At 67.1% G+C, this 25,775-nt stretch carries 28 protein-coding genes; 7 read left to right on the top strand and 21 right to left on the bottom strand.

Features of this window, described 5'->3' with window-relative positions; translation table 11 throughout:
* Window positions 1-53: 53 nt before the first annotated feature.
* The gene (locus tag P5W98_RS19125) at window positions 54-1,148 is read right to left on the bottom strand and encodes an AI-2E family transporter (RefSeq protein ID WP_421026487.1); all 1,095 of its coding nucleotides are present in this window, start codon (window positions 1,146-1,148) and stop codon (window positions 54-56) included.
* Between the two features lie 32 nt (window positions 1,149-1,180).
* A complete protein-coding gene (locus tag P5W98_RS19120; RefSeq protein ID WP_421026488.1) occupies window positions 1,181-2,338 on the bottom strand; it encodes a metallophosphoesterase in 1,158 nt (385 codons plus the stop codon).
* A 452-nt stretch (window positions 2,339-2,790) separates the two neighbouring features.
* On the opposite strand from P5W98_RS19120, the gene P5W98_RS19115 reads away from it, so the two are divergent.
* Together P5W98_RS19115 and P5W98_RS19110 are read left to right on the top strand one after the other, a co-directional pair.
* The gene (locus P5W98_RS19115; protein ID WP_421026489.1) at window positions 2,791-3,114 is read left to right on the top strand and encodes a hypothetical protein; all 324 of its coding nucleotides are present in this window, start codon (window positions 2,791-2,793) and stop codon (window positions 3,112-3,114) included.
* Between the two features lie 5 nt (window positions 3,115-3,119).
* Window positions 3,120-3,719 (top strand): alpha-ketoglutarate-dependent dioxygenase AlkB family protein, encoded by a 600-nt coding sequence (locus P5W98_RS19110; RefSeq protein WP_421026490.1) that lies wholly within the window; start codon window positions 3,120-3,122, stop codon window positions 3,717-3,719.
* 140 nt (window positions 3,720-3,859) lie between these two features.
* Here the strand turns inward: P5W98_RS19110 and mdcH are convergent, their stop codons facing one another.
* Genes mdcH through P5W98_RS19070 form a run of 8 tightly spaced genes read right to left on the bottom strand, consistent with a single transcriptional unit; the run spans window position 3,860 to window position 10,982 of the window.
* Window positions 3,860-4,816 (bottom strand): malonate decarboxylase subunit epsilon, encoded by a 957-nt coding sequence (gene mdcH / locus P5W98_RS19105; RefSeq protein ID WP_421026491.1) that lies wholly within the window; start codon window positions 4,814-4,816, stop codon window positions 3,860-3,862.
* Window positions 4,813-5,499 (bottom strand): malonate decarboxylase holo-ACP synthase, encoded by a 687-nt coding sequence (locus tag P5W98_RS19100; RefSeq protein ID WP_421026492.1) that lies wholly within the window; start codon window positions 5,497-5,499, stop codon window positions 4,813-4,815. Before P5W98_RS19100 ends, mdcH begins: the two co-directional genes overlap by 4 nt.
* Window positions 5,499-6,320 (bottom strand): biotin-independent malonate decarboxylase subunit gamma, encoded by an 822-nt coding sequence (mdcE, locus tag P5W98_RS19095; RefSeq protein ID WP_421026493.1) that lies wholly within the window; start codon window positions 6,318-6,320, stop codon window positions 5,499-5,501. The genes P5W98_RS19100 and mdcE overlap by 1 nt, the downstream gene beginning before the upstream one ends.
* Window positions 6,317-7,186: a biotin-independent malonate decarboxylase subunit beta gene (locus tag P5W98_RS19090; RefSeq protein WP_421026494.1), complete on the bottom strand. Its 870-nt coding sequence runs from the start codon at window positions 7,184-7,186 to the stop codon at window positions 6,317-6,319. Before P5W98_RS19090 ends, mdcE begins: the two co-directional genes overlap by 4 nt.
* Window positions 7,183-7,497, bottom strand: coding sequence for a malonate decarboxylase subunit delta (locus tag P5W98_RS19085; RefSeq protein WP_421026495.1), 315 nt, complete (start codon window positions 7,495-7,497; stop codon window positions 7,183-7,185). The genes P5W98_RS19090 and P5W98_RS19085 overlap by 4 nt, the downstream gene beginning before the upstream one ends.
* Complete coding sequence (locus P5W98_RS19080) at window positions 7,485-8,456, bottom strand: triphosphoribosyl-dephospho-CoA synthase (protein WP_421026496.1); 972 nt, start codon at window positions 8,454-8,456, stop codon at window positions 7,485-7,487. Before P5W98_RS19080 ends, P5W98_RS19085 begins: the two co-directional genes overlap by 13 nt.
* Before the next feature lie 5 nt (window positions 8,457-8,461).
* Window positions 8,462-10,153: a malonate decarboxylase subunit alpha gene (gene mdcA, locus P5W98_RS19075; RefSeq protein ID WP_421026497.1), complete on the bottom strand. Its 1,692-nt coding sequence runs from the start codon at window positions 10,151-10,153 to the stop codon at window positions 8,462-8,464.
* A complete protein-coding gene (locus tag P5W98_RS19070; RefSeq protein ID WP_421026498.1) occupies window positions 10,137-10,982 on the bottom strand; it encodes a GntR family transcriptional regulator in 846 nt (281 codons plus the stop codon). The genes mdcA and P5W98_RS19070 overlap by 17 nt, the downstream gene beginning before the upstream one ends.
* A 131-nt stretch (window positions 10,983-11,113) precedes the next feature.
* Here P5W98_RS19070 and P5W98_RS19065 point away from each other — a divergent pair, with 131 nt between their 5' ends.
* Window positions 11,114-12,412, top strand: coding sequence for an MFS transporter (locus tag P5W98_RS19065; protein WP_421026499.1), 1,299 nt, complete (start codon window positions 11,114-11,116; stop codon window positions 12,410-12,412).
* A gap of 43 nt (window positions 12,413-12,455) precedes the next feature.
* Here the strand turns inward: P5W98_RS19065 and P5W98_RS19060 are convergent, their stop codons facing one another.
* Window positions 12,456-13,394 carry a DMT family transporter gene (locus P5W98_RS19060; RefSeq protein ID WP_421026500.1) on the bottom strand — a complete coding sequence of 313 codons (939 nt, stop codon included), beginning with the start codon at window positions 13,392-13,394 and terminating at the stop codon, window positions 12,456-12,458.
* Window positions 13,395-13,506: 112 nt separating this feature from the next.
* Between P5W98_RS19060 and P5W98_RS19055 the strand changes: the two genes are divergently transcribed.
* From P5W98_RS19055 to P5W98_RS19045, 3 genes are all read left to right on the top strand, one after another.
* Window positions 13,507-14,376 carry a LysR family transcriptional regulator gene (locus P5W98_RS19055; RefSeq protein WP_421026501.1) on the top strand — a complete coding sequence of 290 codons (870 nt, stop codon included), beginning with the start codon at window positions 13,507-13,509 and terminating at the stop codon, window positions 14,374-14,376.
* Window positions 14,377-14,441: 65 nt separating this feature from the next.
* Window positions 14,442-15,284, top strand: coding sequence for an arylamine N-acetyltransferase family protein (locus tag P5W98_RS19050; RefSeq protein WP_421026502.1), 843 nt, complete (start codon window positions 14,442-14,444; stop codon window positions 15,282-15,284).
* Between the two features lie 20 nt (window positions 15,285-15,304).
* Window positions 15,305-16,015 (top strand): methyltransferase family protein, encoded by a 711-nt coding sequence (locus P5W98_RS19045; RefSeq protein ID WP_421073346.1) that lies wholly within the window; start codon window positions 15,305-15,307, stop codon window positions 16,013-16,015.
* A gap of 55 nt (window positions 16,016-16,070) precedes the next feature.
* Here P5W98_RS19045 and P5W98_RS19040 read toward each other — a convergent pair whose 3' ends face one another.
* The 7 genes from P5W98_RS19040 to P5W98_RS19010 all read right to left on the bottom strand — a co-directional run bounded on the left by P5W98_RS19040 (window position 16,071) and on the right by P5W98_RS19010 (window position 22,010).
* Window positions 16,071-16,868, bottom strand: coding sequence for a hypothetical protein (locus tag P5W98_RS19040; protein WP_421026504.1), 798 nt, complete (start codon window positions 16,866-16,868; stop codon window positions 16,071-16,073).
* A 62-nt stretch (window positions 16,869-16,930) separates the two neighbouring features.
* The gene (locus tag P5W98_RS19035) at window positions 16,931-17,086 is read right to left on the bottom strand and encodes a hypothetical protein (protein ID WP_421026505.1); all 156 of its coding nucleotides are present in this window, start codon (window positions 17,084-17,086) and stop codon (window positions 16,931-16,933) included.
* The gene (gene cydB / locus P5W98_RS19030; protein WP_421026506.1) at window positions 17,061-18,065 is read right to left on the bottom strand and encodes a cytochrome d ubiquinol oxidase subunit II; all 1,005 of its coding nucleotides are present in this window, start codon (window positions 18,063-18,065) and stop codon (window positions 17,061-17,063) included. Before cydB ends, P5W98_RS19035 begins: the two co-directional genes overlap by 26 nt.
* 54 nt (window positions 18,066-18,119) lie before the next feature.
* The gene (locus tag P5W98_RS19025) at window positions 18,120-19,559 is read right to left on the bottom strand and encodes a cytochrome ubiquinol oxidase subunit I (protein ID WP_421026507.1); all 1,440 of its coding nucleotides are present in this window, start codon (window positions 19,557-19,559) and stop codon (window positions 18,120-18,122) included.
* A 403-nt stretch (window positions 19,560-19,962) separates the two neighbouring features.
* A complete protein-coding gene (locus tag P5W98_RS19020; RefSeq protein ID WP_434716971.1) occupies window positions 19,963-20,151 on the bottom strand; it encodes a 4-oxalocrotonate tautomerase in 189 nt (62 codons plus the stop codon).
* A 56-nt stretch (window positions 20,152-20,207) separates the two neighbouring features.
* Window positions 20,208-20,984, bottom strand: coding sequence for a class II aldolase/adducin family protein (locus P5W98_RS19015; protein WP_421026509.1), 777 nt, complete (start codon window positions 20,982-20,984; stop codon window positions 20,208-20,210).
* A gap of 33 nt (window positions 20,985-21,017) precedes the next feature.
* Entirely contained in the window at window positions 21,018-22,010 is a 993-nt protein-coding gene (locus tag P5W98_RS19010) for an urea transporter (protein ID WP_421026510.1), read from the bottom strand.
* Window positions 22,011-22,240: 230 nt separating this feature from the next.
* Between P5W98_RS19010 and P5W98_RS19005 the strand changes: the two genes are divergently transcribed.
* Complete coding sequence (locus P5W98_RS19005; protein ID WP_421026511.1) at window positions 22,241-22,798, top strand: putative glycolipid-binding domain-containing protein; 558 nt, start codon at window positions 22,241-22,243, stop codon at window positions 22,796-22,798.
* Between the two features lie 20 nt (window positions 22,799-22,818).
* Here the strand turns inward: P5W98_RS19005 and kch are convergent, their stop codons facing one another.
* From kch to P5W98_RS18990, 3 genes are all read right to left on the bottom strand, one after another.
* Window positions 22,819-24,003, bottom strand: a complete 1,185-nt coding sequence (gene kch / locus P5W98_RS19000; RefSeq protein ID WP_421026512.1) for a voltage-gated potassium channel protein — start codon at window positions 24,001-24,003, stop codon at window positions 22,819-22,821.
* Between the two features lie 54 nt (window positions 24,004-24,057).
* The gene (locus P5W98_RS18995; RefSeq protein WP_421026513.1) at window positions 24,058-24,930 is read right to left on the bottom strand and encodes a mechanosensitive ion channel family protein; all 873 of its coding nucleotides are present in this window, start codon (window positions 24,928-24,930) and stop codon (window positions 24,058-24,060) included.
* A gap of 178 nt (window positions 24,931-25,108) precedes the next feature.
* Window positions 25,109-25,675, bottom strand: a complete 567-nt coding sequence (locus tag P5W98_RS18990) for a GNAT family N-acetyltransferase (RefSeq protein WP_421026514.1) — start codon at window positions 25,673-25,675, stop codon at window positions 25,109-25,111.
* Between the last annotated feature and the right edge of the window lie 100 nt (window positions 25,676-25,775).

The raw sequence follows: 25,775 nt of genomic DNA, 5'->3' as shown, positions 1-25,775 counted from the left end.
CCAGCGGCGCGTGCGCTTCGCGCCGCCAGACGTTAGATGTTAGACGTCTGGCGCTAGACCGGATCGTCATCCGCCGGCTGGCTGACAACGCCGTCGTGGTGGTGCTGGTCGCGGCGCAGCAGGTCCCAGCAACTGATGAAGAGCGCGGCAATCAGCGGTCCGATCACGAAGCCGTTGATGCCCATGAGCGAGATGCCGCCCAGCGTGGAAATGAGCACGACCCAGTCGGGCAGGCGCGTGTCCTTGCCCACCAGCACCGGCCGCAGCACATTGTCCACGGTGCCGATCACGAGCACGCCGAACAGCGTGAGGCCGATGCCTTTGGCGAGCGCGCCGGTCGAGATGAAGTAGAGCGCAATGGGCACCCACACGAGCGCCGCGCCTACGGCCGGCAGCAGCGACAGCAGCATCATCACGAAGCCCCACAGCAGCGCGCCCTGAATCCCCAGCACCCAGAGGGCGATACCGCCCAGCGTGCCCTGCACGAACGCCACGGCCACATTGCCCTTCACGGTCGCGCGAATCACGGTCGTGAACTTGCGGATCAGATGCTGCTTGTGCGATTCGTCGAGCGGAATTGCGTCGCGCACGAGCCGGGAAATCTCGCGGCCGTCACGCACGAGAAAGAAGAACATGTAGAGCATCACGCAAAAGCTCACCATGAACTGCACCGTGATTTGCCCGACGCTCAGCGCGCGCGTGGCGATGAACTGGCTGATTTGCGCGGCGCCCGCGGAAAGGCGCTGCTGAAGGCCAGGCAGATCCATCAGGTCGTAGCGTGCGAGCAACCCTTGCAGCGACTGCGGCAGCGCATGCACGATCTGGCTGAAGTACGCACCGAAGTCGAGATTGCCCGAGCGCACCTGCGCATAGGCGTAGCTCACCTGCTGGATCAGCGTGCCCGCCACGAGCGTGAGCGGGAAGATCACGATGACGAGACAGATCGTCAGCGTGATGAGCGCGGCGAGATTGCGCCGCCGCCCGAGGCGCGCAACGATGCGGCGCTGCACGGGCTGGAAGATCAGCGCGAGTATCGCGCCCCACAGCACGGTGCTGAAAAACGGCGCGAGCACGAAGCACAGCGCAATCGAGACGACGAAGAGCAGCAGGTAGAACGCGGTCTGGTGGAGGTGCTTGTTGCCATCCATGAGCAGTGAATTCCTTTGTGTTCCGGTCAGGCTCAGCGAACGCCGACGAGCCGCACGCGCGTGATTTCCGAAGGTGCGCCGAGCCGCTTGGGCGGCCCCCAGTAGCCCGTGCCGCGGCTCGTGTAGACCCACAGTCCGCCGAGTTTTTCGAGGCCGGCCGTGAACGGCTGCTGCAGCCGCACGAGAAAATTCCACGGGAAAATCTGCCCGCCGTGCGTATGGCCCGACAACTGCAGCGTGTAGCCCGCATCGGCGGCGGCATGCGCGGTGCGCGGCTGATGGGCGAGCAGGACGCGCGTGTTCACGTCGGCCGGCGCGCCGCGCAAGGCGCCCTGCGGATCGCTGCGATGCGCGGGATCGAAGTTGCCTCCGGTGTAGTCGGTCACGCCCGCGAGCACGAGCTGCGCGCCGCCGTGCTCGATCACCACGTGCTGGTTCATCAGCACCGTGAGGCCGATGCGCCGGAACTCGGCGACCCACGCATCGGCTCCCGAGTAGTACTCATGATTGCCCGTGACAAGATAGACGCCGTAATTCGCCACAAGCCGTCCGAGCGGCGCGGTGTGATTCGAGAGGTGCTGCACGCTGCCGTCCACGACATCGCCCGTGATGGCCACCACGTCGGCGTCGAGCTGGTTCACGGCGCGCACGATTGCATCCACATAGTCGTGCTTGATGGTGGGCCCGACGTGGATGTCGCTCAACTGCACGATCGTGAAGCCGTCGAGCGCGGCGGGCAGCCCGCGGATCGGCACCTCGACGTCGCGCACGCGCGCGCGACGCCGCGCATTGAAAAAGCCAAATGCGCTCGAGCAGAACGCGAGCGCGACGACAACAGCGGCGCTGCCCGTGCGCCAGTGCGCGAGGTCGATGCTGTGAGGCCAGATCGAATCGATGGTCATGAGCGAAGCGAGCACGAGATCGCGCGCGATCGTCAGCATGAGCAGCGACGAGAAAAATCCCATCGCGAGCATGCCGGTCCATGCGAGACGGTCGCCGAGCGGCTGACGCTTGAAACGGCGCGCGAGCATGCCGGGCGGAATCGCCGCCACGGAGAGCACGAGCCACAGCGTGGCGAGCCACTTGCCCGTGGCGGGCACAGGCAGGTCGGGAATCAGCCGGAAGCCGACATAGACGTGCAATAGCACGCCTATGGAAATGAAGCGGAGCAGAAACGAAAGTCGGGGCATGTCGGGCCGATGGGTGGCGCAGGCAACCGGTGCAGATAACCTGCGCAGGTAACGAGGTTGGACAACTCAGTCCCACGGAGCGGGAAGCGCGGAAACCGGCTGCGCCGCAATGCGCGACTGACCGCGCGCTCCGCATGGCCCGCTACACCGTTTGTGCGGATGCGCCGCTCGCGCATTCGTCGCATTTTACCGGCAGTGAAGGGTTCGTGCCGGGGCGTTGCGGGGCGCGGCTTCGGCGCATTGCAGCAACGCACGCCCCATGTACGCACGGCGGTCCGGCGAGTCGAGTGTGGCGCTGCGGCATAACCCTGGATTGCCAACCTCGGGCCGCCGTCGCACTATTTTCTCGAGGGCCCGTGAACGCTATTAAACGTTCATTGAAGTGGCCTGGCCGATGGACTATGCTCGAATCGAGGCCCGTGCGGTTTCGGGCGCTCTGGGGGAGACGGGTCATGAAAATTACCAGGCCGAACGTGCAAGGGCTTCATGGTCGTCATGTGAGTTACGAGGGTAGCCACGTCATGCTGCCAATGGTCGTGCTGTCGATCATGGCCGTGGCGCTGTACTTCGCGGTGCGGCGCGTCGACATCCTCGAACTCGGCCGCAGCGCGCTATTCGACATCGTGATGGTGTTCGTCGCGCTGGGCATCGCGGGGTTCTTCGGCGTGGTGGGGGCGTGGTTGCGCTCGCGCACGACCGATGAACCGCCCGAAGGCTTTTGTTTCGCCGGCGCGCTCATTGGCGCGCTGGTGTTCTATATCGCGTTGTTGACCTGAGGCTGATGTTCGATCTCTTCGACGATACCCCGCAACCCGACGTCGACTGGCATCCCGCGTGGCTCGCGCCCACGGCGGCGGCCGAGTGGCTTGCGCGCGTCGTCGCCGAAACGGATTGGCGCCAGGAGCGCATCCGTACGCCGGGCGGTTGGGTCGACCAGCCGCGTTTGACCGCATGGCAGGGCGATCCCGGCGCCATCTATATCTATTCAGGAATCCGCAATGTGCCGCAGCCGTGGACGCCGGCCGTGGCCGAACTGCGCGACGCGATTGCCGAGCTTTGCGGCGTGCGCTTCAACAGCGTGCTGCTCAACCGCTACCGCAGCGGCACCGACAGCATGGGCTGGCACGCCGACCACGAACCCGAACTCGGCCCGCAGCCCGTGATTGCCTCGCTGAGCCTCGGCGCAACGCGGCGCTTCGACTTGCGCCACAACGCGACCGGTGTGACACGCTCGTTCCAGCTTGCGGGCGGCAGTCTGCTCGTGATGCGCGGCAAGACGCAGGCGCAGTGGCGTCACCGGGTGCCCAAGGAACCTGCGAGCGGCGGCGAGCGGGTGAATCTGACGTTCCGTGTGGTGATGCCGGAATTGCGTAAAAAGTAGGGGATTTGATGTGTGTTGCAGTGAATTCTGCGCTGTTTGGCAGAATTTGCGCTGTCAGAAAATATAGCGCTAAAAATAAAATTCGACTTTATGCGCATAAATATATTATTCGCGGATTTACAGCGATAGCCTGCACATCCTCAATCCACGCCCAGGCGCCGCCGCACCGTGGCCGCGAGCCGGTCGAGCGGTAGCGTCGCCGCGCTCAATGCCGCGACTTCCGGGTAATGCTCACGGGCGATGTCGGTGAGCACCTGGCCGGGCGGCGCTTCGACCAGCACGGTCGCCCCCGATTCGATCATGACCGTGAGCGCGTCGTACCAGCGCACCGTATAACGCATGTTGGTGGCGAGGTCGGCGCGAATCGCATCGCCGTCATGGAGCGGGCGGCCGCCGCGATTGTCGACGTAGACGCCTTCGGGCGAGCGAACCGGAATGTCGCGCGACCACGCCACGAGCCGTTCCGTGGCGTCGGCCAATAGTTCGCAATGCGAAGGGACGGAAACGGCCAACCGCTGAACTTTGCGTGCTCCCGCCGCGAGCGCGCGCGTGGCGAACGCTTCGAGCGCGGCGTCGGCCCCGGCCACGACGATCTGGCGCGGCGCGTTGACGTTGGCCACATAGACGTGCGCGTCGCTGGCCCGCGCGGCGCTGTCCTGCGTGGGTGCGGTTGTGTTAGCGAGCGCCTCCACCTGCGTCTCGCTGAGCCCCGAGACTGCCGCAAGGCCATAGCCCGCCGGCCAGGCGGACTCCATCAGCTCAGCGCGCTTTTGCACCATGCGCAGCGCGTCGGCGAAGTCGAGCGCGCCGCAGCACACGGCAGCGGGATACGCGCCCACCGAGAGGCCGGCGCTGAACTGCGGCGTCAATCCCGCTTGGGCGAGTGCGCGGGCGTGCGCCACGCCAGCCACCACGAGACCGATTTGCACCGCCACCGTGGATTGCAAGGCCTGTGCGCTATCGAGCGCGAGGATGTCGAGGCCGAGCGTCGCCGAGGCTTCGTCGAGCGTGGCGCGCACGACCTCGTGCTCGGGCAGCCGGTGCAGGTAACCGGGACTTTGCGCGCCCTGGCCGGGAAAGAGGCAGGCGAAACTCATGATGTTTGCCACGGATCGGCGACGAGGCGCGCGCCGTCGCTCGCGCGCGCGAGCACGCGCGCCTTGCCGGACGTCCACTGCGCGAGTTCGGCGAGCGCGACGCCACCCGCCGGCGTTTCCAGCTGAGCGTCCACGCGTGTGCCGGCGTGCTGCGCGGCGCGTGCGAGTGTAGCGGCGAGCGCTGCGATCGTTGCTGCATTGCTGCGTCGGGGCATGCGGATCAGCAGGTCAAGATCGCTGGATTCCGTAGGTGTGTGGACCTGCGTGGCCAATTCGAACCCCGCGCTGCCGGTCGGTCCCCAGACGAAGTCGCGCAGCGGGCCTGGGGCTTCGCGCAGCGACGCAAGGGCCACGAATGCCGCTAACGCCACGCGTTCTGGCGAGGGGGCTATTGCGAGCAGCGATTCGGGCGATACAGACGATTCGATATCCTCAGCATTGACCCATGTGCCGAAGCGCTCCGCACGCGTGCCGCCGCGCAAGCCCGCCGCCACGAAGCCCGGTGCCGCCTGAGCGCGGCGCACGACGGCGAACGGCGCGCGCGCGAAGGCTTCCGGCACCCAGGTGGGCTCGTCTGGCACGGGTGCGAGGCGCGCGAGCCGCAGCAGATCGTGCGGGCGCCAGCGCGATTCGTCCGTGCATGGCGTGTCGGGCGCGAACGGCGGTGCGGCGCACGGTCGCATCAGCTGGCGTCCCACTGTTGCGCGAGCCGCTTGCGCACTTCGATCGATGCCGCGCGCGTGTGTTGCGCCGCTTCACCCTGAAGACGATGCGCGAGACCACTGCGGTCGTTGCGGGCTTCGCGCACCCTGCGCGCAAGCACTTCGCGCACGCGCGCGATTTGGGCGTCGTCTGGCGCGTCGGCGTCGACGCCCGCGATCAATTCGTCCAGTAGCCCGAGCTTCGCGAACGAGGCCATCGAGTACGACATCGGCACGATCTTCTCGCCGAGTGCGTCGAGGTCTTCTACGCTGCGCCGCGTGACGCGCGCGGCGGCCTCCTTGCCCATCGCGTGCACCATCGTGCCGGGCGCATCGAGTGCGACGATGCGATTGGCCTGATAGCCATGCGCGAGGAACGCGCCCGACATGGCGGGACCGACGATCAGCGCCACCACGGGATGCCCCGCGAGGCGCGCGCTCGCATAGGCGTCCACGGCGGCCGCGCAGGCGAGGTGGATGCCGAGCATCTCTTCGCGATAGCCATACGCCTGGCTCTTCACATCGACGATCGCGACGATCGGGCGGCGCGTACCGCTGGCGGCGTCTTCGTCGATCGCGCCACGCACGGCCTGTGCGAGACGCCAGCCCTGTTCGAGGCCCACCACGTTGTCGCGCGCGCGGGGAAAACGGTTGTCGGGGTCGGGCGCGACGGTGATGAAGCGCGCCGTCTCGCCATCGAGCGGTGCATCGGCATAGGGCACGCAGTGCGCACTCGCATCGTTCGGCGCACCTGCGAGTGCGCGCAGCCACAGCGCGCCCCGGCTCAAGTTCGTCTCGCTCATGCGGGCTCTCCGTGTGTTTGGGACGATGGCGTTTCGAACATCGCGCCCATGGTGTCGGGCGCGATGCTAGCGGGACCGATCCGCGCGAGCTTCGCGAGCGTGGCGTCGACCTGCACGGTGCGGTGCGCTTGCGGTATGCCGCGTGCGAACGCGGCGCGCACGGCGGCGCGCACGTCGTCGACGGCGTCGTCCACGAGCGCATCGGCATAACCGGTGCGTGCACGCTGCTCGCCGCCGATCAACTGCCACACGTGGCGGCGATCGCTCGAATCGAGTTCCTCGATGCCGGCTTCCTGCTCGATCACTTCAGGGCCGTTCATGCCGAGACGTCCTTGCTTCGTCATCACGAGAGACGAGCACAGTGCCGCCGCGAGCGACATGCCGCCGAAGCAGCCGACCATGCCCGCGATCACGCCGACCACGGGCACATGGCGGCGCAGCGCGACGATCGCCGACTGGATCTCGGCAATTACGGCGAGGCCGAGATTGGCCTCCTGCAAACGCACGCCGCCGGTCTCGAACAGCACGACGGGGCGCACGATCGTGCCGCGTTCGCAGTCGGCGAGTGCGAGCTCGAGCGCAGCGGCGATCTTGCTGCCCGACACCTCGCCGATGCTGCCGCCCTGGAACGCCGATTCGATCGCGCAGACCACGGCGGGCTCGCCGTCGAGCGTGCCGCGCGCGATCACGGCGCCGTCGTCGGCCTGGCAGACGATGCCCTGCAGCGGGAGCCAGGGCGACTCGATGCGGTCGAACGGGCCGAGCAGTTCGCGGAAGCTGCCTTTGTCGAGCACGGCGGCGGCGCGCTCGCGCGCGGAGAGTTCGATGAAGCTCTCGCGCAGCAGGGTCTGGATGCCTGCGCTCATGCCTTGTCTCCTTGCGTGCTGTCCTGCGCGGCTTCCACGGCTTCGGCGAGACGCAGCGCCACGACGCCGGGCGTCGCGCCGAAGTCGTTGATCTCGATGAGCGCCGCGCCGTCGTAGCGCGTGAAGAAGCGATCGAGCACGCTCTTCCAGATATGGCCGTAGCCGTCCACGCTCGTATGCACGACCACGCGCGCCTGCATGTCGCCGGCGGGCTGCAGCAACACTTCGAGATCGCCCGAGCCCACCACGCCCACGTGGGCGCGCGTCGTCACGGCGCGCTGCGCCGGATAGTCGAATGTCAGTTGTTCCATGAAACCGTCCTCCCGCCGATGCGGTGGTGAACCAGTCTGTCGATGAAGAGCGTCGCGGCGAGCAGATCGGCCGCGCCGCCCGGTGATGCATTGAGCGCGAGCAGCGCGCGTTCGAGCGCGTCGAACGCGGCGCGGCCCGCGCGCGTGGCGATGCCGCCCGCGTCGCGCGCGCGCTGCGCGCCCGCCTGCGCGGCCTCACGGCCCGCGAGGCCGGCGCGGTGCAGCACGCAGGTGTCGTCGAGCGAAGCCATGATGGCGAGCAGGGCGTCCACGCGCGCCGCCGCTTCGTCGCGCCCTTGTGCGCGCGCCGCGTGGAGCGCAGGCAGACCCACGCGAATCACGTGCGGAAAGCCGTCTTGAGCCTCGCGCCGCGCGCCGCCTACGTGGTAGCGCTGGCGCACGCGTTCGCCGTTGCTTTGCGTGGGCTGCCGCACGGTGGGCGCGAGCAGGTCGTCGAAACGCGCGATGCGTGCCGCCGTTTCGGCAATCTGCGCAGCATGCGGTGCGAACGCGTCCATGTCGTTCTGCGGCGTATGCGAAATCGTTGCGCCAGCAACCAGCAAGCCAACGATCCAGATTGCGCCGCGATGCGCATTGCTGCCGCCGGTCGCGCGCATCATTGCGGCTTCGCCGGCCCGGCCAATGCGTGCGAGATCGGTGCGCAGCGCGTGGCCTGGTGTCGCGCCGCGCGCAGCGCGCGCGAGCGCCTCGAAGGTGGGTTCGAGCGCATGCGCGGAACGCAGCATCGTCGCGAGATCGAGATCGACGTGTGCGCCGCTGCCGCGCGCGTCCACGAGCGCGGGCTTGGGCGTGAGGCGCGCTTCCTCGATCAGCGCATCGCGTGCGAAGCGCGCGAGTTGCGCGTCGGGCATGAGCGCGGCCGAGCACGCGCTGCGTGGCGTCGCGCCATACGAGGCCGCAGCGCCTTCGGCCAGCCGGTCCAGGGAGAGCGTGCGCATCGCGCTCACCAGCTGCGAAAGCGTGCGGGCGGCGTATAGAGCCCACCCGACCACGTCACGAGATCGTCGATGCTGCGCGCCGCGAGCAGCGAGCGTTTCGCGTCGCCGCGACGGATGCCGAGATCTTCGGGAAACTGAACGATGCCGCGGCGGCGCAGTTCCTCGGTCTTCTGCGGCTGCGCGCGCAGGCCGATGGGCGTCACGCCCGCGACCGCCGCGAGCGCGGCGCGCCGCTCGTCGATGCCTTCCGCGCGATGCAGATGCACGATGCCTTCCTCGGTCACGACATGGCTCACGTCGTCGCCGTAGATCATCACGGGCGCGATCGGCATGCCGCTTTTCTCGCCCACGGCGATGGCGTCGAGTTCGTCCACGAAGGTCGGCTCGCCGCCTTTCTTCCACGTTTCCACGAGTTGCACGACCAGCTTGTGGCCCCGCGCAATCGATGCCTGCGGGCCGTCCGATTTGAGCAGCTTGAGCCACGCGTCGCTCGCGTGGCGGCGCCCGCGCGGATCGTGGCCCATGTTCGGCGCGCCGCCGAAGCCGGCCAGCCGCCCGCGCGTGACGGTGGACGAGTTCGCGTCGGCGTCGATCTGCAGCGTCGAGCCGATGAAGAGGTCGACGCCATACTGGCCCGCGAGCTGGCACAGCACGCGGTTCGAGCGCAGGCTGCCGTCGCTGCCGGTGAAGAACACGTCGGGGCGCGCGGCGATGTACGCCTCCATGCCCACCTCGCTGCCGAAGCAATGAATGCTCTCGACCCAGCCCGACTCGATGGCGGGAATCAGCGTGGGATGCGGATTGAGCGTCCAGTTGCGGCAGATCTTGCCCTTCAGGCCCAGCGACTCGCCATAGGTGGGCAGCAGCAGTTCGATCGCGGCAGTGTCGAAGCCAATGCCGTGATTGAGCGAGGTGATGTTGTACGGCGCGTAGATGCCCTTGATGGCCATCATCGCGGTGAGCACCTGCAAGTCGCCGATATGGCGCGGATCGCGGGTGAACAGCGGCTCGACCGCGAAGGGCCGGTCGGCCTGCACGACCACGTCCACCCACGATCCGGGAATGTCCACGCGCGGCAGCTCATCGACGATTTCGTTCACCTGAACGATCACGATGCCCTGGCTGAAGGCGGCGGCCTCGGCAATCGTGGGCGTGTCCTCGGTGTTCGGGCCCGTGTACAGGTTGCCGTGGCGGTCGGCCTTTTCCGCGCACAGCAGCGCGACCTGCGGAATCAGGTCGACGAACATGCGCGCGTAAAGCTCTACGTAGGTATGGATCGCGCCCACTTCGAGCCGGCCGTCTTCGAGCAGCTGCGCGACGCGCAGGCTCTGCGGACCCGCGAATGAGAAGTCCACGCGGTGCGCGATGCCGCGCTCGAACAGCGTCAGATGTTCCGGGCGGCTGATGCTCGAAATCAGCAGATGCACGTTGTTGAGTTTCGCGGGATCGGCTTTGGCGAACGAGCGCGAGAGAAAGTCGGCCTGCTTCTGGTTATCGCCTTCGAGGGCGACGCGGTCGCCGGGGCGGATCAGCAGTTCTAGCGCTTCGGTCGTTCGCGCGGCGGGCAGGATGCCGTCTTCGAGCCAGCCCGCAATGGCGGCGAGGCGGCGAGCCTTTTCATCGCGGCGCGTGGTCCACGAGCGCGGCGCCGCATTGGCAAGATCGGGCGAAGTGAGCGTTTCAGCTTGAGGCTTCATCGGGAGTTCGGCTCCGTGAGCGGGGTGTTGCGGGAGAGGCAGAAGAAGCGCGGGCGCGCTGTTTTTTGGCGGCCGGCTGCGCCGCTGCGCGCTCGGTGAGGAAACGGTAGATCAATTCGCCCGTGCCGAGCAGATGCGTGGCCACGAGCGCCTGCGCGGCGGGGATGTCGCGGCGCTGCACGGCGTCGAGGATCTCGGTGTGCTCGGCATCCGATTCGCCCTTGTAGGCGGGAAAGCCGAATTTCAGGCGCAAATAGCGCTCGCCGCGGCGATGCAGGGTGGCGAGCATCTCCATCAGTTGAGGGCGGCCGGCGGGCGCGTAGAGGCTCATATGGAAGGCCTCGTTGCGCGCCACGTAGAGCGACGGATCGCGCTCGCGCGAGGCCGCGGCGGCCAGCGCGCTCACTTCGCGCAGCGTGGCCTCTGTGTGATGCGGAATCGCGAGCCCGAGCGCGAGGCTCTCAAGCGCCGAGCGGATCTCGTAGATCTCGCGCGCTTCGTCGCGTGAGAGCGAGGCGACGCATGCACCCTTGTTGACCTCGATTCTTGCCCAGCCCTCGCTCGCGAGTTGGCGCAGCGCCTCGCGCACGGGAATGGCGCTCACCGAAAAGTGGCGCGCGATCGCGTCCTGACGCAGCGGTGCGTCGGGCGCGAGCGTGCCCTCGACAATGGCGGTGCGCAAGGCATCCGCGATCATGCGCGACGTGCTGGTGCGCGGCGCCGCTGCTCCCGGCAGGCCCGGCAATCCTTGCGGGGCGGGCTGCATGGGGGGCTGTGGGGCAGCCTCGGCGCTACCTTCCAGGGGAAAACCATCCGTTGCGTGGCTCATGAGATCAAATATTATATATAAAACGATGACTTTGAAAGTCTCGGAAACCCGAAATCCGCAGCCAGGCGGGTCGCTGGCGCATGCGTCATGGTAGTGCGGCGCGTGCAGAAACCTCATGGAGAGAGACGCGTATGAACTCGATAACCGGGGCCGCGCAGCGTGCCCGGAAAACGCCCCTCAATCGCTCGCAGATCGTGGGCTTCTGGGGTGCCTGGGCAGGCTGGACGCTCGATGGCATGGACTCTTTCATCTACGCGCTGGTGCTCACGCCGGCGCTCACCGAGTTGCTGCCGCGCTCGGGTTATGCGGCCACACCCGCAAACATCGGCCTTGCGGGCTCGATCCTGTTCGCGCTGTTCCTGGTGGGTTGGGGCCTCTCGTTCATCTGGGGGCCGATGGCGGACCGCTTCGGCCGCACGCGCGTGCTGGCCGGCACGATTTTCATGTTCGCGATCTTCACGGGACTCTCGGCCACTGCGCAAAGCGTCTGGGCGCTCGGCATCTTCCGCTTTCTCGCGGGCGTGGGCATCGGCGGCGAATGGGCGCTGGCTGGCACTTATGTGGCCGAGTCGTGGCCCGAGGATCGTCGCAAGATGGGCGCGGGTTATTTGCAGACTGGCTATTACGCGGGCTTCTTTATTGCTGCCGCGCTCAATTACACGGTGGGCGTGCACTTCGGCTGGCGCGCGATGTTCCTCACTGGCGCGCTTCCCGTGGTGGTCGCCATTCTCGTGCTCACGCGCGTGGAAGAGCCGCAGACATGGAAGCGCTCCGAAGCCAGCCACGTGCATCGCGGCCACCCGCTGCGCGAGATCTTCGGCAGTGCTTATCGCGTGCGTACCGTGGTGGCTTGCGCGCTCCTGACCATCGCGATCATCGGCTTGTGGGCCGGTGCCGTGTACGAGCCTTCCGCCGTGATCCAGCTCGCGACGCGCGCGGGCGCGAATAAGGCCGAGGCCATCCGCACGGCGTCCATCGCCACCGGCATTCTCTCCATCGGCACGATTCTCGGTTGCCTCGCGCTGCCCCCGATGGCCGAGCGCATCGGCCGCAAGTGGACGCTCGCGGTGTATTTCGCGGGCATGGCCGTGACGGTTGCGGCGAGCTTCGGCTGGGCCTATTACCTCGAGAACGGACTCGTGCCGTTCATCGCGCTGCTGTTCGTGCTGGGCTTTTTCGGCGGCAACTTCGCGCTGTTCAGCCTGTGGCTGCCCGAGCAGTTCGAAACGCGCGTGCGCGCCACGGCGTTTGCGTTCTGCACGTCGTTCGGGCGTTTCGTGGGGGCGGGCGTGAATTTCCTGCTGGGCGCGGCGGTGCTGCACATGCACACGCTGGGCGTGCCGGTCGCGCTCACCGCGCTCGCGTTCGTGCTCGGTCTGCTCATCATTCCGTTCGCGCCGGAGACGAAGGGCGAGACGCTGCCCTCGTGAAGCGGGCAGCGAATCGCCGTTAGACCCGCAAGGGCGACGCGCTTCAGCGCCGCCTGAGCGCGAGCCCCGGTGGCAGCAGGCGCCAACCGAGATTCACGCCGAGGCTCGCCAGCACGATCAGCACCATGCCCGCGAGTTGCAGCGCGCTCAGCGCGCGGCCATAGACGATGGCGTCGACGGCGATGGCCGTGAGCGGATAGACGAACAGCAGCACCGCGATCACGGGCGTGGTGAGCTTGGGCAGCGCGCCGTAGATCAGCACATAGGACAGCCCCGTGTGCAGCACGCCCATGCCGATGAGCCAGCCCCATTGTGCGGGCGCGATATGCGCGAATTCGAGCGGTGCGATGAAGGGCGCGATGAGCGGCAGGCAGATCGTTCCTACCGCGCATTGGATCAGCGTGAGCAGATGCGGGCGGAGCTCGCGCAGGCTCTTCGCGATCAGCGTGACGCTCGCGTAGAGCACGGAGCCGCCCAGCGCTTCGGCGAGGCCAATCAGATAGCGCGGATGGTCGGCGACCTGGCTTTCCGCTAGCACGCCCGAGGCGAGCACGAGTCCCGCGAAGGCAATCGCGATCCAGCTAAGCCGGTCCGCGCCCAGTCGCTCGTGAAAAAGCGCCGCGCCCATCAGCACGACCCAGAATGGCTGCACGTGAAACACGACCGTCGCGACCGCGATGCTCGTGCGATGAATCGAATCGAAGAAGCCCACCCACTGCGTGACCATCAGCACGCCGGAGGCGAACGCGAGCGCGAACGTGCGGCGCGTGAACTGGCGCTTGATCTGGCCTCGGGTCAGCCAGCCCTTGCACGCGCAATACGCGGCGAGCGCGAGCATGCCGAAGAAGCAGCGGAAGAACACGAGTGTGAGCGCGCCAAGGTGCGCCTCTTCGACGAAGATGCCGATCGTGCCCATCAGGAGCCCGCCGCCCGCGAGCATGACGACGCCTTCGCGGCGGCCGGTGTGGGGTCCGGATTGCATGGCTGGAACGTGCAAATGGGAAGCGAGTTGAAAACCGGGTCAGTATTCGCCAGTTGCGGGGTATCGGCAAACGAATTAAATTGAAGAATTCCATCAACGGGACTTATGAATCATGAATCCCGAGTTTGATCTCGACCTGTTGCGCACCTTTGCGGCCGTCGCGGATGCCGGCAGCTTCACGAAGGCGGCCGTGACCGTGCATCGCTCGCAGGCGGCGGTGAGCATGCAGATCAAGCGGCTGGAGCAGATGCTCGGCACCACGCTGTTCACGCGCGATACGCGCAATCTCGCGCTCACGCGGCCTGGCAATACGCTGCTCGAATATGCGCGGCGCGCGCTCGATCTGCAGGAAGAGGCGTGGTCGGCGCTGGTGCGGCCCGAGGTGACGGGAAGGGTGGTGCTGGGCGCGCCCGACGACTACATGGCCGCACTGCTCTCGCCGGTGCTCAGGCGCTTTTCGACGCTCTATCCGCATGTGGAAATCGAGATCGTGTGCGCGCAGAGCGTGGCGCTCGGCCCGATGCTGGCGGACAACAAGATCGACATCGCCTTCGTGACGCGCGATAAAAAGCTGCGCGGCGAATTCGTGCGCAGCGAGGACATGGTGTGGGTCGGCTCACCCGACGATCCCGCGCCGCTCGCGATGTCGCCATTGCCGGTGGGCCTGTACGAGCACGGCAGCGTGGCGCGCGCGCATACGGTGGCCGCGCTCGATGCGGCGCATATCCGCTATCGCGCGGCCTATAGCAGCGCGAGCCTGATGGGGTTGATGGCGACCGTGGAGGCGGGCATCGCGGTGGTGGCGCTCACGCGTTGCAGCGTGCCGCCGCGCTTCGACATTCTGGGCGAGGCGCAGGGGCTGCCCAGGATCGAGCCGCTCGACATCGTTGTTGCGCGCAGTGTGAAATCGAACCGGCCCACCTGCGATTATTTCGTACAGCAGATGGTTCAGGATCTTTCGGTGCGTCGTCCACGGGCATAATATCATCGCAACTTCCGGCTGTTTTTTCGAGCCATTTCGATTCCTTCGAATAGCGAGTCGCCGCCATGTCCGACCTCGATTTCCATTTCGACCTCGATCGTTATTTCGCGCGCATCGGCTACAACGGAGAAGGACGCGCGTCGCTCGACGTGCTGCGCGCGCTGCACCGCCTGCATCCGCGTGCGATTGCATTCGAGAACCTCGATCCGTTTGCCGCGCGCCGCGTGTCGGTCGCGCCGCCCGACGTGTTCGCCAAGCTCGTGGCGTCGCGGCGCGGCGGCTATTGTTTCGAGCACAACACTGTGCTCGCGCATGCGCTCATGCAACTGGGCTTTCGCATCGAGCCGCTGGCCGCGCGCGTGCTGTTCGGCCGTCCGCCCGGCACGATCACGCCGCGCACGCACATGCTGCTGCGCGTGCATGTGGACGGTGCGGCCTGGCTTGCCGATGTGGGCTTCGGCAGCGCGTCGCTGTGTGCGCCGCTGGCGTTCGCTGAGCGCGGCGCACAAGAGACGCTGCTCGAGCCCGCGCGGCTCACGCCGCTCGGCGAGCGCGAGTGGAAGCTCGAGCAGTACGACGGCAATGACTGGATCGACGTCTATCGCTTCGACGATGCGCCCGCGCAATGGGTCGATTACGAAATGGCGAACTGGTTCACCTCGGCGTCGCCACAATCGTTCTTTACGGAGAGTCTGATTGCCTGCATCGCGCGCGAAGACAGCCGCGCGATTCTTTTCAACGACCGCTATACGGAGCGCGACGCGAAGGGGCAGCGCACGATCGAGCGTACGATCGCGAATGCAGCGGAACTCGCGGGCTGCCTGAACGAGCAGTTCGGCCTGGATACTGCGGGCTTCGACACGAGCGCGCTGTTCGCGCGCGTGCAAGGGCGGGGTGCGGCTCGCTGAGGTATGTGTCGAGGCGCATCATGACGACACAGGAGGACACGTTGGATAACGCTCTCGTCAAGCGTCTGCTCGTCCAGACGTTCGTCTGGCTGGTGTTCCAGGGCGCGCTGCTGTTCGTCGCGGCTGGCACGCTGGCCTGGGCCGCCGCATGGCTCTGGCTGCTCGAATGGGCCGCGCTGGGCTCGTGGATCGGCCTGTGGCTCGCGCGCACCGACCCCGGCCTGCTTGCCGAACGCCTCGCGCCTTTCGCCCAGCGCGAGCAGGCGGGCTGGGACCGCATCTTCATGATGGCGGTCTCGGTGGGCTGGTGTGCGTGGCTGTGCCTGATCGGCATCGACGCCATGCGCTTTCGCTGGTCGCATGTGCCGTTCTGGCTCGGCGTGTGCGGCGCGCTGGGGATCTTCGCCAGCCTGTATGCCATGCGCGCGGTCTTCGCGGCCAACCGCTACGCCGCGCCGGTGGTGAAGATTCAGCGCGAACGCGGCCACACGGTGACCGATAGCGGCCCCTATGCCTACGTGCGCCATCCCATGTACGCGTTCGCGATCCCGCTGCTGGCAGGCACGCCGCTCATGCTCGGCTCGTGGTGGGGCCTCGCTTGCGTGCCGTTGATGGTGGCGGGGATCGGCTGGCGCGCGGTGCGCGAGGAACGTGTGCTCGCTACGGAACTGCCGGGCTATCGCGCCTATCTGGAGCGGGTGAAGTACCGGTTCGTGCCCGGCGTCTGGTGAATGCCGCGCGGGCTGCGCGCGTCAGCGCCGCCAGGGCGCGGCGCGCCCGGCACCATCAGCGGCCGCGGACGTCATTTGCGCCGCCGCCGCTCTCCAGTTCGTTCGCATAGCGTCGATAAAGCCAGGCCAGCGCCGTGCTGGTGAGCAGTGCGAAGGTGACATTGACGACGCTTTGCCCGATGGCGAGCACGGTGATCCACGCGGGCGTTTCCACGTCCTCGGGCGTGACGCCGGCGACGCCGAGGCCAATCAGCGCGAGCACGCCGCAGACGAGCAGCGGCAGCGCCGCGACGCACGAGACGCCCAGCACGCTCCAAAAGTGTCCACGGCTGTCGCGCCATGCGGCGCCCAGCGCGAAGCGTCCGCCGATGGCGAGTGACGGATAGAGCAGGCTGAGCCGCACGCCGACGAACACCCAGATCGCGCCGACGACCAGCGAAAGAAAGGCCACGCCGCCCTCGTGGCGCGGGCGCAGCACCAGCCAGAAGGCCGCCGCGATGCCCACCAGCGCGAGCATCATGACGAGGCCCAGCATCACGATGCGCAAGAGCGGCTTCGCACCGGACGCGATGAGCGGCGTGGCGGGCTCGCCGAGCAGCACGAAGCGGTAGACCTTCAGCGTGAACCAGATATAGACGAGCGCATTGAGCAGCGAGGCCAGGTTGGCGAGCAGCACGAGGCCGGTGGACGGCCCCGCGCCTTCGCCCGGCAAGGGTCGGCCGGCCAGCGCGAGCCCGCCGAGCACCGCGTAGGCGACGAAGGTGCCGAGCACGAGCGCCGGCATGCGCGTGAACGCTTCCCGTGCGCTTGCCCACGCGTGTTTCACGCATTCCATGAAGGTCATCTGCTGCATGGTTTTTATCGTTGAAGTTACAGATGGCCAACAGTTTAGGGCATGCCCTGACGCGGCGTGCGCTATTTGACGGCGAAGAGCGTGAGGTTCATGAAGACCTTGAACGCGAAGCCGAGCGAGACCGCCGCGCCCACGCCGCCGCACCAGAGCAGCACGAACCAGAGCCAGCCGGGCAGCGCGCGTGTTCGCGCCCTAATGGTAGTGATGGATGTCGCCATGACGGAGCTTGCCTCGGAAGACCCAGTAGCTCATCGCCGTGTATGCGACGATGATGGGCAGGATGAACGACGCGCCAATCAGCGTGAAGGTCTGGCTTTCGCGCGGCGCGGCCGCTTGCCAGAGCGTGAGCTGCTGCGGAATCGCATAGGGCCACAGGCTCACGAGCAGTCCCAGGTAGCCGAGCAGCACGAGTGCGAGCGCGGCGGCGAACGGCGTCTTGTGACGGCGCGACTGCACGGCCCAGCGCATCCAGATGGCGCTCGCGAGCACCAGCAGCGGCACCGGCGCGAGCCGCCAGAACAGACCCGAGCCGAACCAGCGCTGCGCGATGACGGGGTCCTGCAGCGGCGTCCATACGCTCACGAGCGCGATGAAGCCGAGCAGCATGACCGTGAGCGGCCACACCAGCTTGTGCAGGCGGCGCTGCAGGTCGCCCTCGGTCTTGGCGACGAGCCAGCAGCTGCCGAGCAGCGCGTAGGTCGCCACGAGCCCGAAGCCCGAGAGGAGGCTGAACGGCGTGAGCCAGCCGAAAGCGTCGCCGGCGAAGCGCCCATCGCTCATCGGAATGCCCTGCAGGAAGGCGCCCAGTGCGATGCCCTGAAAGAACGCCGCGCCCGTCGAGCCGCCGATGAACGCGAGATCCCAAAGATGCTTCGTGCGCTTGGCCTTCGCGCGAATCTCGAAGGCCACGCCGCGGAAAATCAGGCACACGAGCATGAACACGAGCGGCAGATAGAGCGCCGAGAGCACCGTCGAATAGACGATGGGGAACACGGCGAACAGCCCCGCGCCGCCGAGCACGAGCCAGGTCTCGTTGCCGTCCCAGACGGGCGCGACCGTGTTCATCATGAGGTCGCGCTCATCTTCGTCGGGGAACAGCGGAAACACGATGCCGATGCCCAGATCGAAACCATCCAGCACCACGTAGAGTAAAAGGCCGAGCGCGATGATCGCGGCCCAGATGATGGTGACATCCATGCTTGTTTTGCCTCGTTTCGATTGCGGATCGTGGAGTTCGTGCGGGTTCCGGTGTCACGCGTCGATCAGCTGATCGGCGGCGCGCGTCGGGCGGCGCGCGGGTTGGCCCGTGACACGCGTGGCGGGAACGATGGGGGCGGCGGGTGCCGCAGGCGTGCTTCGCGCGCGCTCGTCGGGCAGCGCGGGGCCGGCGCGCATGAGCTTGAGCATGTAGTAGATGCCCGTGCCGAATACGAGAAAGTACACGACGACAAAGGTCATCAGCGAGACGCTGACCTGCTGCGCCGTGAGCGGCGAAACGGCCTGCGAGGTGCGCATCACGCCATAGACCACCCACGGCTGGCGGCCCGCTTCGGTTGTGATCCAGCCTGCGAGCAGCGTGACGAAACCGGTGGGGCCCATCGCCAGCGCGAAGCGCTGGAACGCGCGCGATTCGTAGAGCGTGCCGCACCGGTGCAGCCACCAGCCGGCCACGCCCAGCACGATCATCAGGATGCCCAAGCCAACCATCACGCGGAAGGTCCAGAACAGCAGCGTCGAGTTCGGGCGCTCCTCGGCGGGGAACGATTTGAGGCCCTTGATTTCGCCGTCCCAGCTATGCGTGAGGATCAGGCTGCCCAGATGCGGAATCTTCACGGCGTAGCGCGTGGTTTCCGCTTCCATGTCGGGCAGGCCGAACAAGTTGAGCGCAGTGCCGCCCTGCTCGGTGTCCCAGATGCCTTCGATCGCGGCGATCTTGGCGGGCTGATATTCGCGCGTGTTCAGTCCGTGGGCGTCGCCCACGAGGGCCTGCAGCGGCGCGAGCACGAGCAGCAGGCCCAGCGCCATCGCGAACATCTTTTTCACAGCCGCGTCGCGCCGGCCCTTGAGCAGGTGCCACGCACCGGTTGCGGCCACCACGAGCGCGGCCACGATGAAAGCGGCAATTGCCATGTGCGCAAGGCGGTACGGAAACGACGGGTTAAAGATGATCTTGAACCAGTCGGTGGGGACGACGTGGCCGTCCACCACCTTGAAGCCTTGCGGCGTCTGCATCCAGCTATTCGAAGCGAGAATCCAGAAGGTGGAAATGAGCGTGCCGATGGCGACCATCAGCGTCGCGCCAAAGTGTGCGCGCGGGCTCACGCGGTTCCAGCCGAACAGCATGATGCCGAGGAAGCCCGCTTCGAGAAAGAACGCGGTCATCACCTCGTACATGAGGAGCGGCCCCGTGACCGGACCCGCGAACGACGAGAAGCCGGACCAGTTGGTGCCGAACTGGTAGCTCATGACCACGCCCGAGACGACGCCCATGCCGAACGCCACGGCGAAGATCTTCGACCAAAACAGGCACAGGTCCTTGTAGAACGGTTTGCGGGTCTTGAGCCAGCAGGCTTCGAGCACTGCGATAAAGCTCGCGAGGCCGATGGAGAGCGCCGGAAAGACGATATGAAAGGAGACGGTGAAGGCGAATTGCAGCCGGGCCAGATCGAATGCCGAGAGTGACGATTGCATGTGCGTGCCTGCTAGATGCTTGCGTAGCGGAAAGCGTTTTCGCGCGCGTGATGCGGCGTGCGAATGGACGTAAGCGTAGGCGAACAGGCGGGTTCTTGCTGCGCTGCGACATGTGCCAGCGTGTCGCAGTAGTCAATCATCAAACGACTAGTTTGTGCGCTAAATCATTGACGTTAATCTGTTTAGATTAAAACATTCGCTGCGAAATGATTTGGCGCATGGAGTGCGCACTGCGTCAATTTGCGTCAAATTGGGCGCGATTCGTGCAGTGGACGTATGCGTTGCGTCAATTCGTCCAGGTGCGGGAATTCGAGATGTTCGAATCGGGTGGGCGGGGGCAGTTGGCGAGGCCGCGCCGCGGCCTCTCGTCAGATCATCAGGACGACGATCTAATTGGGCGTGCTCAGCGCGGATCGCTCCACAGCTTGCCGCCGGTCGCCCAGTTTTCGGTCTTCACGTCGGTGAAGATGATGTCGACCGATTGGGCATCCACGCCCAGAACCTTGCAGGTGGTCTCGGTGAGCGCGGCGGCGAGCTCGCGCTTTTTCTCGACGCTGCGGCCCTCGAACATCTCGATGTGGAAAGTCGGCATACGGATCTCCTTGTTTGCGGGGGTAATGAAACGGGTTGGGTCGCGACCAGCCGCAGTCATTCACGATATGACGTGTCGATGCGGTCGAGCTTGCGCAGCAGCGCGGGCCATTCGAGCACGCCTTCGATCGCGCCGCCGTCGCGCAGCTGCTCGGCCGTGTGCGCGCAGACCTCGGGCGTGGGCAGCACGAGCGGCACGCCGCCGGCCTGGGCCTGCAACTGGATTTCGCAGGCCTTGATGAGCGTCGCCATCAGCACGAATGCCTCGGCGACGGTGCGGCCCGTGGTGAGGGTGCCGTGGTTGCGCAACAGCATCGCGGGATGCGCGCCCAGGCTCGCGGTGAGGCGTGTGCCTTCGGCAGGCGAGAACGACAGTCCTTCGTAATCGTGCCAGCCGAGCTGGCCATAGAAGCGCAGCGCATGCTGCGAGGCGGGCAACAGGCCGTCGCGCTGGATCGAGACGGCGATCCCCGCCGTATTGTGCAGATGCATCACGCACACGGCGTCGGGGCGGGCGAGGTGCACGGCCGCGTGCAGCGCGAAGCCGGTTGCGTTGACCGGATGCTCGCTGTTGCCGACGATGCGCCCTTCGGTGTCGATCTTCACGAGATTGGAGGCGCGCACTTCGTCGAAGGCGAGACCGAACGGGTTGATCAGGAAGCGGCCGGGCTCGCCGGGCACGGCGGCGGAGACATGCGTGTAGATCAGGTCGTCCCAGCCGTAGAGCGCGATGAGCCGATAGGCGGCGGCAAGGTCCACGCGCATCTGCTGCTCGGCAGCGGAGGGCGGCGCGGCGTCGGCGGCGATGCTGGCCGGACGATGGGCGAATGACATGGACGGCTCTCCTTCAGCGAACTTCAGTGGACTTCAATGAACATCGGCGGAATTCGGGGCGGGCTGCTGGCTCGGCCGCGTCCGGTACGGCGCGATCAGGCGCCATGCGCTGTGGACGGTCCATCCGGCGAGCGCGAACGGCGCAGTCATGCCGGGTAGCCCCAGGCGCATGGCGGCCAGATGCAGCGCCGCGGCAAGCATCGTCGCACAAATTGCGGCGCGCGGGCCGAGCGAACTGGCCGCGAGCGCCGCGAGCGCGCCGTTGAAACCGCACAGGCCCGCCGCGAAACTCGCGGGCGGCACACCGATGGCGTGTTCGATGACGGTCGCGAGCACCGCGCCGCCGAGCGCATAGGCCGCGGCCCGGCGCGACGACCAGGCGAGCCCCGCGAGCAGCACGAGGCCCGGGAGCGCGCCGGTGGCGAAGGTGGTTTGCGCGACGCCGCTCAGGACGCCCGCCGCCGCGTCGAGCCAGGACGGGGCCAGATGGGCCGGCGCGATTGCGCTGGTCACGGTGGTGCGCGGGTTGCCGAAGCCCAGCGCCATCCAGGACCAAGTCGCGAGGAGGCAGGGCGCCGAATAGACACAGAGGCCCGCGCGGCGCAGCCAGCGCACGAGCGGCGCGCCGATCCATGCGGTGGCCGCCGCCGCGAGCACGGCGAGCACCGCCGCCGTGAAGTTTTCTCCGGCAAAGGTGACGGCTGCCAGTCCGGCCAGCGCGCCATTGAAGCCCACGAGGCCGTCGCGGACTTCCGCGCACGGGTGGCCGGCCCGCCGCGCGCAGAGATTGGCCGTTGCCGCGCCAATCAGCGCCGCGCAGGCGAGCCACGGGTCGCACAACGCGAGCGCCGCGAGCAGGCAGACGCCGGTGCCGGCGTGCCGCTGGAGGACGATCTGGCCGAGGCTGCGCAGGAGCGTGCGCACGCGCCCGGTGAAGCCCGGCGGGGCGTCCGTGGACGCAGCGTGGGCGGATGGGCTGACGAAAGCGGCGTCCGGATTGGCTTGAGCGGGCGCTGGGGTGGACATGATGGGCAAACGGGAACGAGGAAGGCGCGGCCTGTGAAATGCGGATTCGAGCGGGTCGGGGCCTGGGTCGACCAGGAGGGCGGACCAAAACAAAAGCGGCGGGCCGCAAACCGCGCCCGGTCGGCCCGCAGCGCGAGGATAGGCGAAGCGGCCCATCTTGCGCATGCGCGGGCGTTGATAGTCGCTATTTGCCGGTAGTATTGCCGCTGCGGTCAGCAAGGAGACGAGCCATGCGCGAGCTACGTTGGGTGTCGGAAGAGGGCGAAGGCATCGAGCATCTGTCCTTCGATTCGAGCGGCGGCGCGATCCGCGTCGAGAGCGTGGTGATCGGGCAGCGCTACGGCCAGGCTTATGGCCTGTGCTACACGGTGCATTGCGACGCGCACTGGCGTGCGACTTACGCGGCGTTTCGCGTGATGGGCGGCAAGGCGTTCGCGATGCATGGCGACGGCCACGGCCACTGGCGCGATGGCGAAGGCCGCGTGCTCGAGGCCATCGAAGGCTGCATCGATATCGACATTGCGGCCACGCCCTTCACGAACTCGCTGCCGATACGGCGCCTGAATCTCGCGCGCGGCGAGCGGCGGCCGATCGAAGTCGCCTATATCGCCGCGCCGGGACTCGACCCCAAACGCGTCGAGCAGGCCTATGTCTGCATCGAGCCGGATCGCGAGTACCGCTACGAAGGCATCTTCCGCGACTTCACCGCGAACCTGCGCGTCGACGAAGACGGCCTCGTGATCGACTATCCCACGCTGTTTCGCCGCTTGCCGTCCCCCGCGCGCTGAAGCGGCGCAGCGTTGCCGCATCATGTTGCTTCGCCGGCCGGCGTCTTGCCGAACAGCAGATGCTCGATGAGCGTGTTGTCGATGGTCTCGTTGTTGAGCGTGCGCGCGAGCAGCTCGCCCGCGAGCAGCTGCGGCGAGAACACCATGTCGGGCTGTAGCAGGCGCAGGCGCTGCAGGTTGCGGCTGTCGTTCACGAGCGCCACGGTGCGCACGTTCGGCGCGAGCTCCTTGATCGCGAGGATCACGAAGGCGTTCTCGGCATCGTCCATGCGCAGCGCGAGCACGGAGAGCGCGGTTTCCGCGCTCGCGTGGTGCAGCGTGGCCGTGTCGCTCGCATCGCCTTCCACCAGATCGGCGTCGGGCGGATAGGTGTGCGGCGTGCCCGGCGACACGATCACCGTGACGGCGTAGCCGCGCTTTTTCAGGCCCGCGTACACGCTGTGCGCGAGCGGCGAGGCGCCGACGATCAAATAATGGTTCTTGCGGGTCACGTTGGAGATGCCTCCGGTCACGATGCGTTTGAGCTTGCCGCCGATCACCGGCCCGAGCACGGCGCTGATCGACGTGGCGAACACGGTGATGCCGAGCACGATGATCGAGGCCGTGAAGAGCCGCGCGGTGTCCGAGCGCGGCACGATATCGCCGTAGCCCACGGTCGACATCGACACGATCGAGAAATAGAACGCCGTCACCATGGTGCGCACGGGCGGCGCGAACTCGTCGCCGAGATAGAGCGCGCCGAACATCGCGTAGATGAGCAACGAGCCGATGCTCAGGATCGCGAACAATGTGCTGGCGGCGAAGCTCGAGCGGTCGAAGCGCCGCCAGTAAACCAGCAGCGCGACGGCCAGCGCGAGCGTGAAGGCGAACATCACGCCGCTGCGATAGTCGCCCCACCGGCTGATGCCGGCCGCCGCCGCGAGCAGCAGCAGCGAGATCACCCATGCCACGCGGGCGCGCAGCGCGATGCCGATCGCCATGGTCGTGAGGCCCGCCGCGATCACGGCCTGCGGCAGCGCGAGCACGCCGAACGCGTTGATGAGCGTGATCCAGTCCTCGTACCACGAGCCGCGCGAGCGGCGCAGCGCGTTCTCGGCCACGGGGCGCAGCAGCATCAGCCCATCGACGACGAGCAGCAGCGCGAGATACCCGTGCGGCACCAGCTGGGTGGCGAACGTGCGCAGGCGGCGTGCGAAGGTTTTCATGCGGGCGGTGGTGGTTCGGGCGGTGCGGTGTCGCGCAGGTCAGCGTCGCGCGGATCAGGCGCTGCGCTGGGCGGCTGACGGCGTCGATTGCGCCGGCGGCGCCTGCACGATATGCAGCTCGCGCGCGCGCAGCGGCAGTGCGCATTGCGCATCGTTGAGCGCCTGGCGCACCTTGCTCGCGAGGCTCCAGCGCATGTCCCAGAACGTGTCGATGTTGGACCAGACGCGAATATTCAGCACGGCGGTGCTGTCGTCGAAACGGCTCACCATCACTTGCGGTTCCGGCGACGCCAGCACGTGCGGCTCCGCGGCGGCCAGTTTGCGCAGCACGTCGATGGCGCGATTCATATCGTCGCTCATCGAGACCTCCACTTCGAGATCGAGGCGGCGCGTGGGATTGCGGCTGTAATTGCGGATCGAGTTGCTCCACAGGCCGCTATTGGGCACGTATTCGCAGATGCCGTCGGGTTTGGTGAGGCGCGTCGTGAAGAGATTCACCTCTTCCACGGTGCCCGCGACGCTCGCGCTGCTGCCGCCGTCGATATAGTCGCCTACCTTGAAGGGCCGCAGCAGCAGCAACATGATGCCGGCGGCGATGTTCTGCAGCGTGCCTTGCAGCGCGAGGCCGATGGCGAGGCCGGCGGCGCCGAGCACGGCCACGATGCTCGCGGTCTGCACGCCGATCTGCGAAAGCGCGCCCACGATTGCGACGAGGCGCACGCCCCACAGCGACGAATCGCGCATGATCGGGCGCAGCGTGGCGTCGATGGTGTCCTGGCGCGCGAACCAGTTGCCGACGCGCCGCGCGATCCACCAGCCGATCCAGAGAATGGCGATGGCCGCGCAAAGTCGCAGCGCGAAGCTGGTGAGCGCGTCCCACAGGAAATTCCAGTTGGACGGTTGAATGTGAGCGAACAGGGATGCCATAAGCGCGAAGTCCTCGAATTCTGCTGAACCGGCGCGCGGCCGGTCTGACTGGAGGACGTATTGTAAAGGCGCGTGTATGGCAGTGAGCCATACGGTGCGCATTTCGCATTCAGGCTCGTGTTCGGGGTGGCGCGCTCGTATGCGCCGATGCGTGCGTTACGCGTGGGTTACTTGTGCGTTATGTGTGCGCCGAGTTATGCGGCAGCGTCTGCGCGCCGTCACCCAGCGCGCGCTGCATGAGCGTCGTGTCGCGCCACGCGCCGTGCTTGAAGCCAACGGCGCGCAGCGTGCCCACAAGCTCGAAGCCGAGGCGCTCGTGCAGCGCGAGCGAGCCGCCTTTCGGGTCGGCGATCACGGCGATCATCTGCCGCCACGGGCCAGCCTCGCAGCGCGCAATCAGCGCTTCGAGGAGCGTGCGGCCGAGACCGCGTCCGCGAAACGCTTCGTCGATATAGATCGAATCCTCGACGGTATAGCGGTACGCCGCGCGCGGACGATAGGGCGTGGCGTAGCAATAGCCAGCCACCTGGCCGTCGATTTCGGCGACGAGCCACGGCAAGCCTTGCTCGCGCACCGCGGTGTGGCGGCGCAGCAGCTCGTCCTGCGCGGGCGGCTGCTCTTCGAACGAGGCCGCGCCGTGCAGCACGTGATGCGCGTAGATCGCGGCGATGGCGGGGAAGTCGGCGGGCGTGGCGTCGCGCAGCAGCGGCGCGTCGATGCGAGGGGGATTCCGGGATGCATTCATGAGGCGGGCGCGGGTAAGTGAGCGCCGCGCGGGCGATCTGCGCAAAGGCATGAACGGCGCGGCAACGCCGTTCACTATGCCTCGGGTAGGCAGCGAAATG

The sequence above is a fragment of the Paraburkholderia sp. A1BS-2L genome, from assembly GCF_051125205.1.
Taxonomy (GTDB): Bacteria; Pseudomonadota; Gammaproteobacteria; order Burkholderiales; family Burkholderiaceae; genus Paraburkholderia.
The sequence above is the reverse complement of the archived record's forward strand: the minus strand, read 5'-3'. Positions and strand labels throughout refer to the sequence as shown.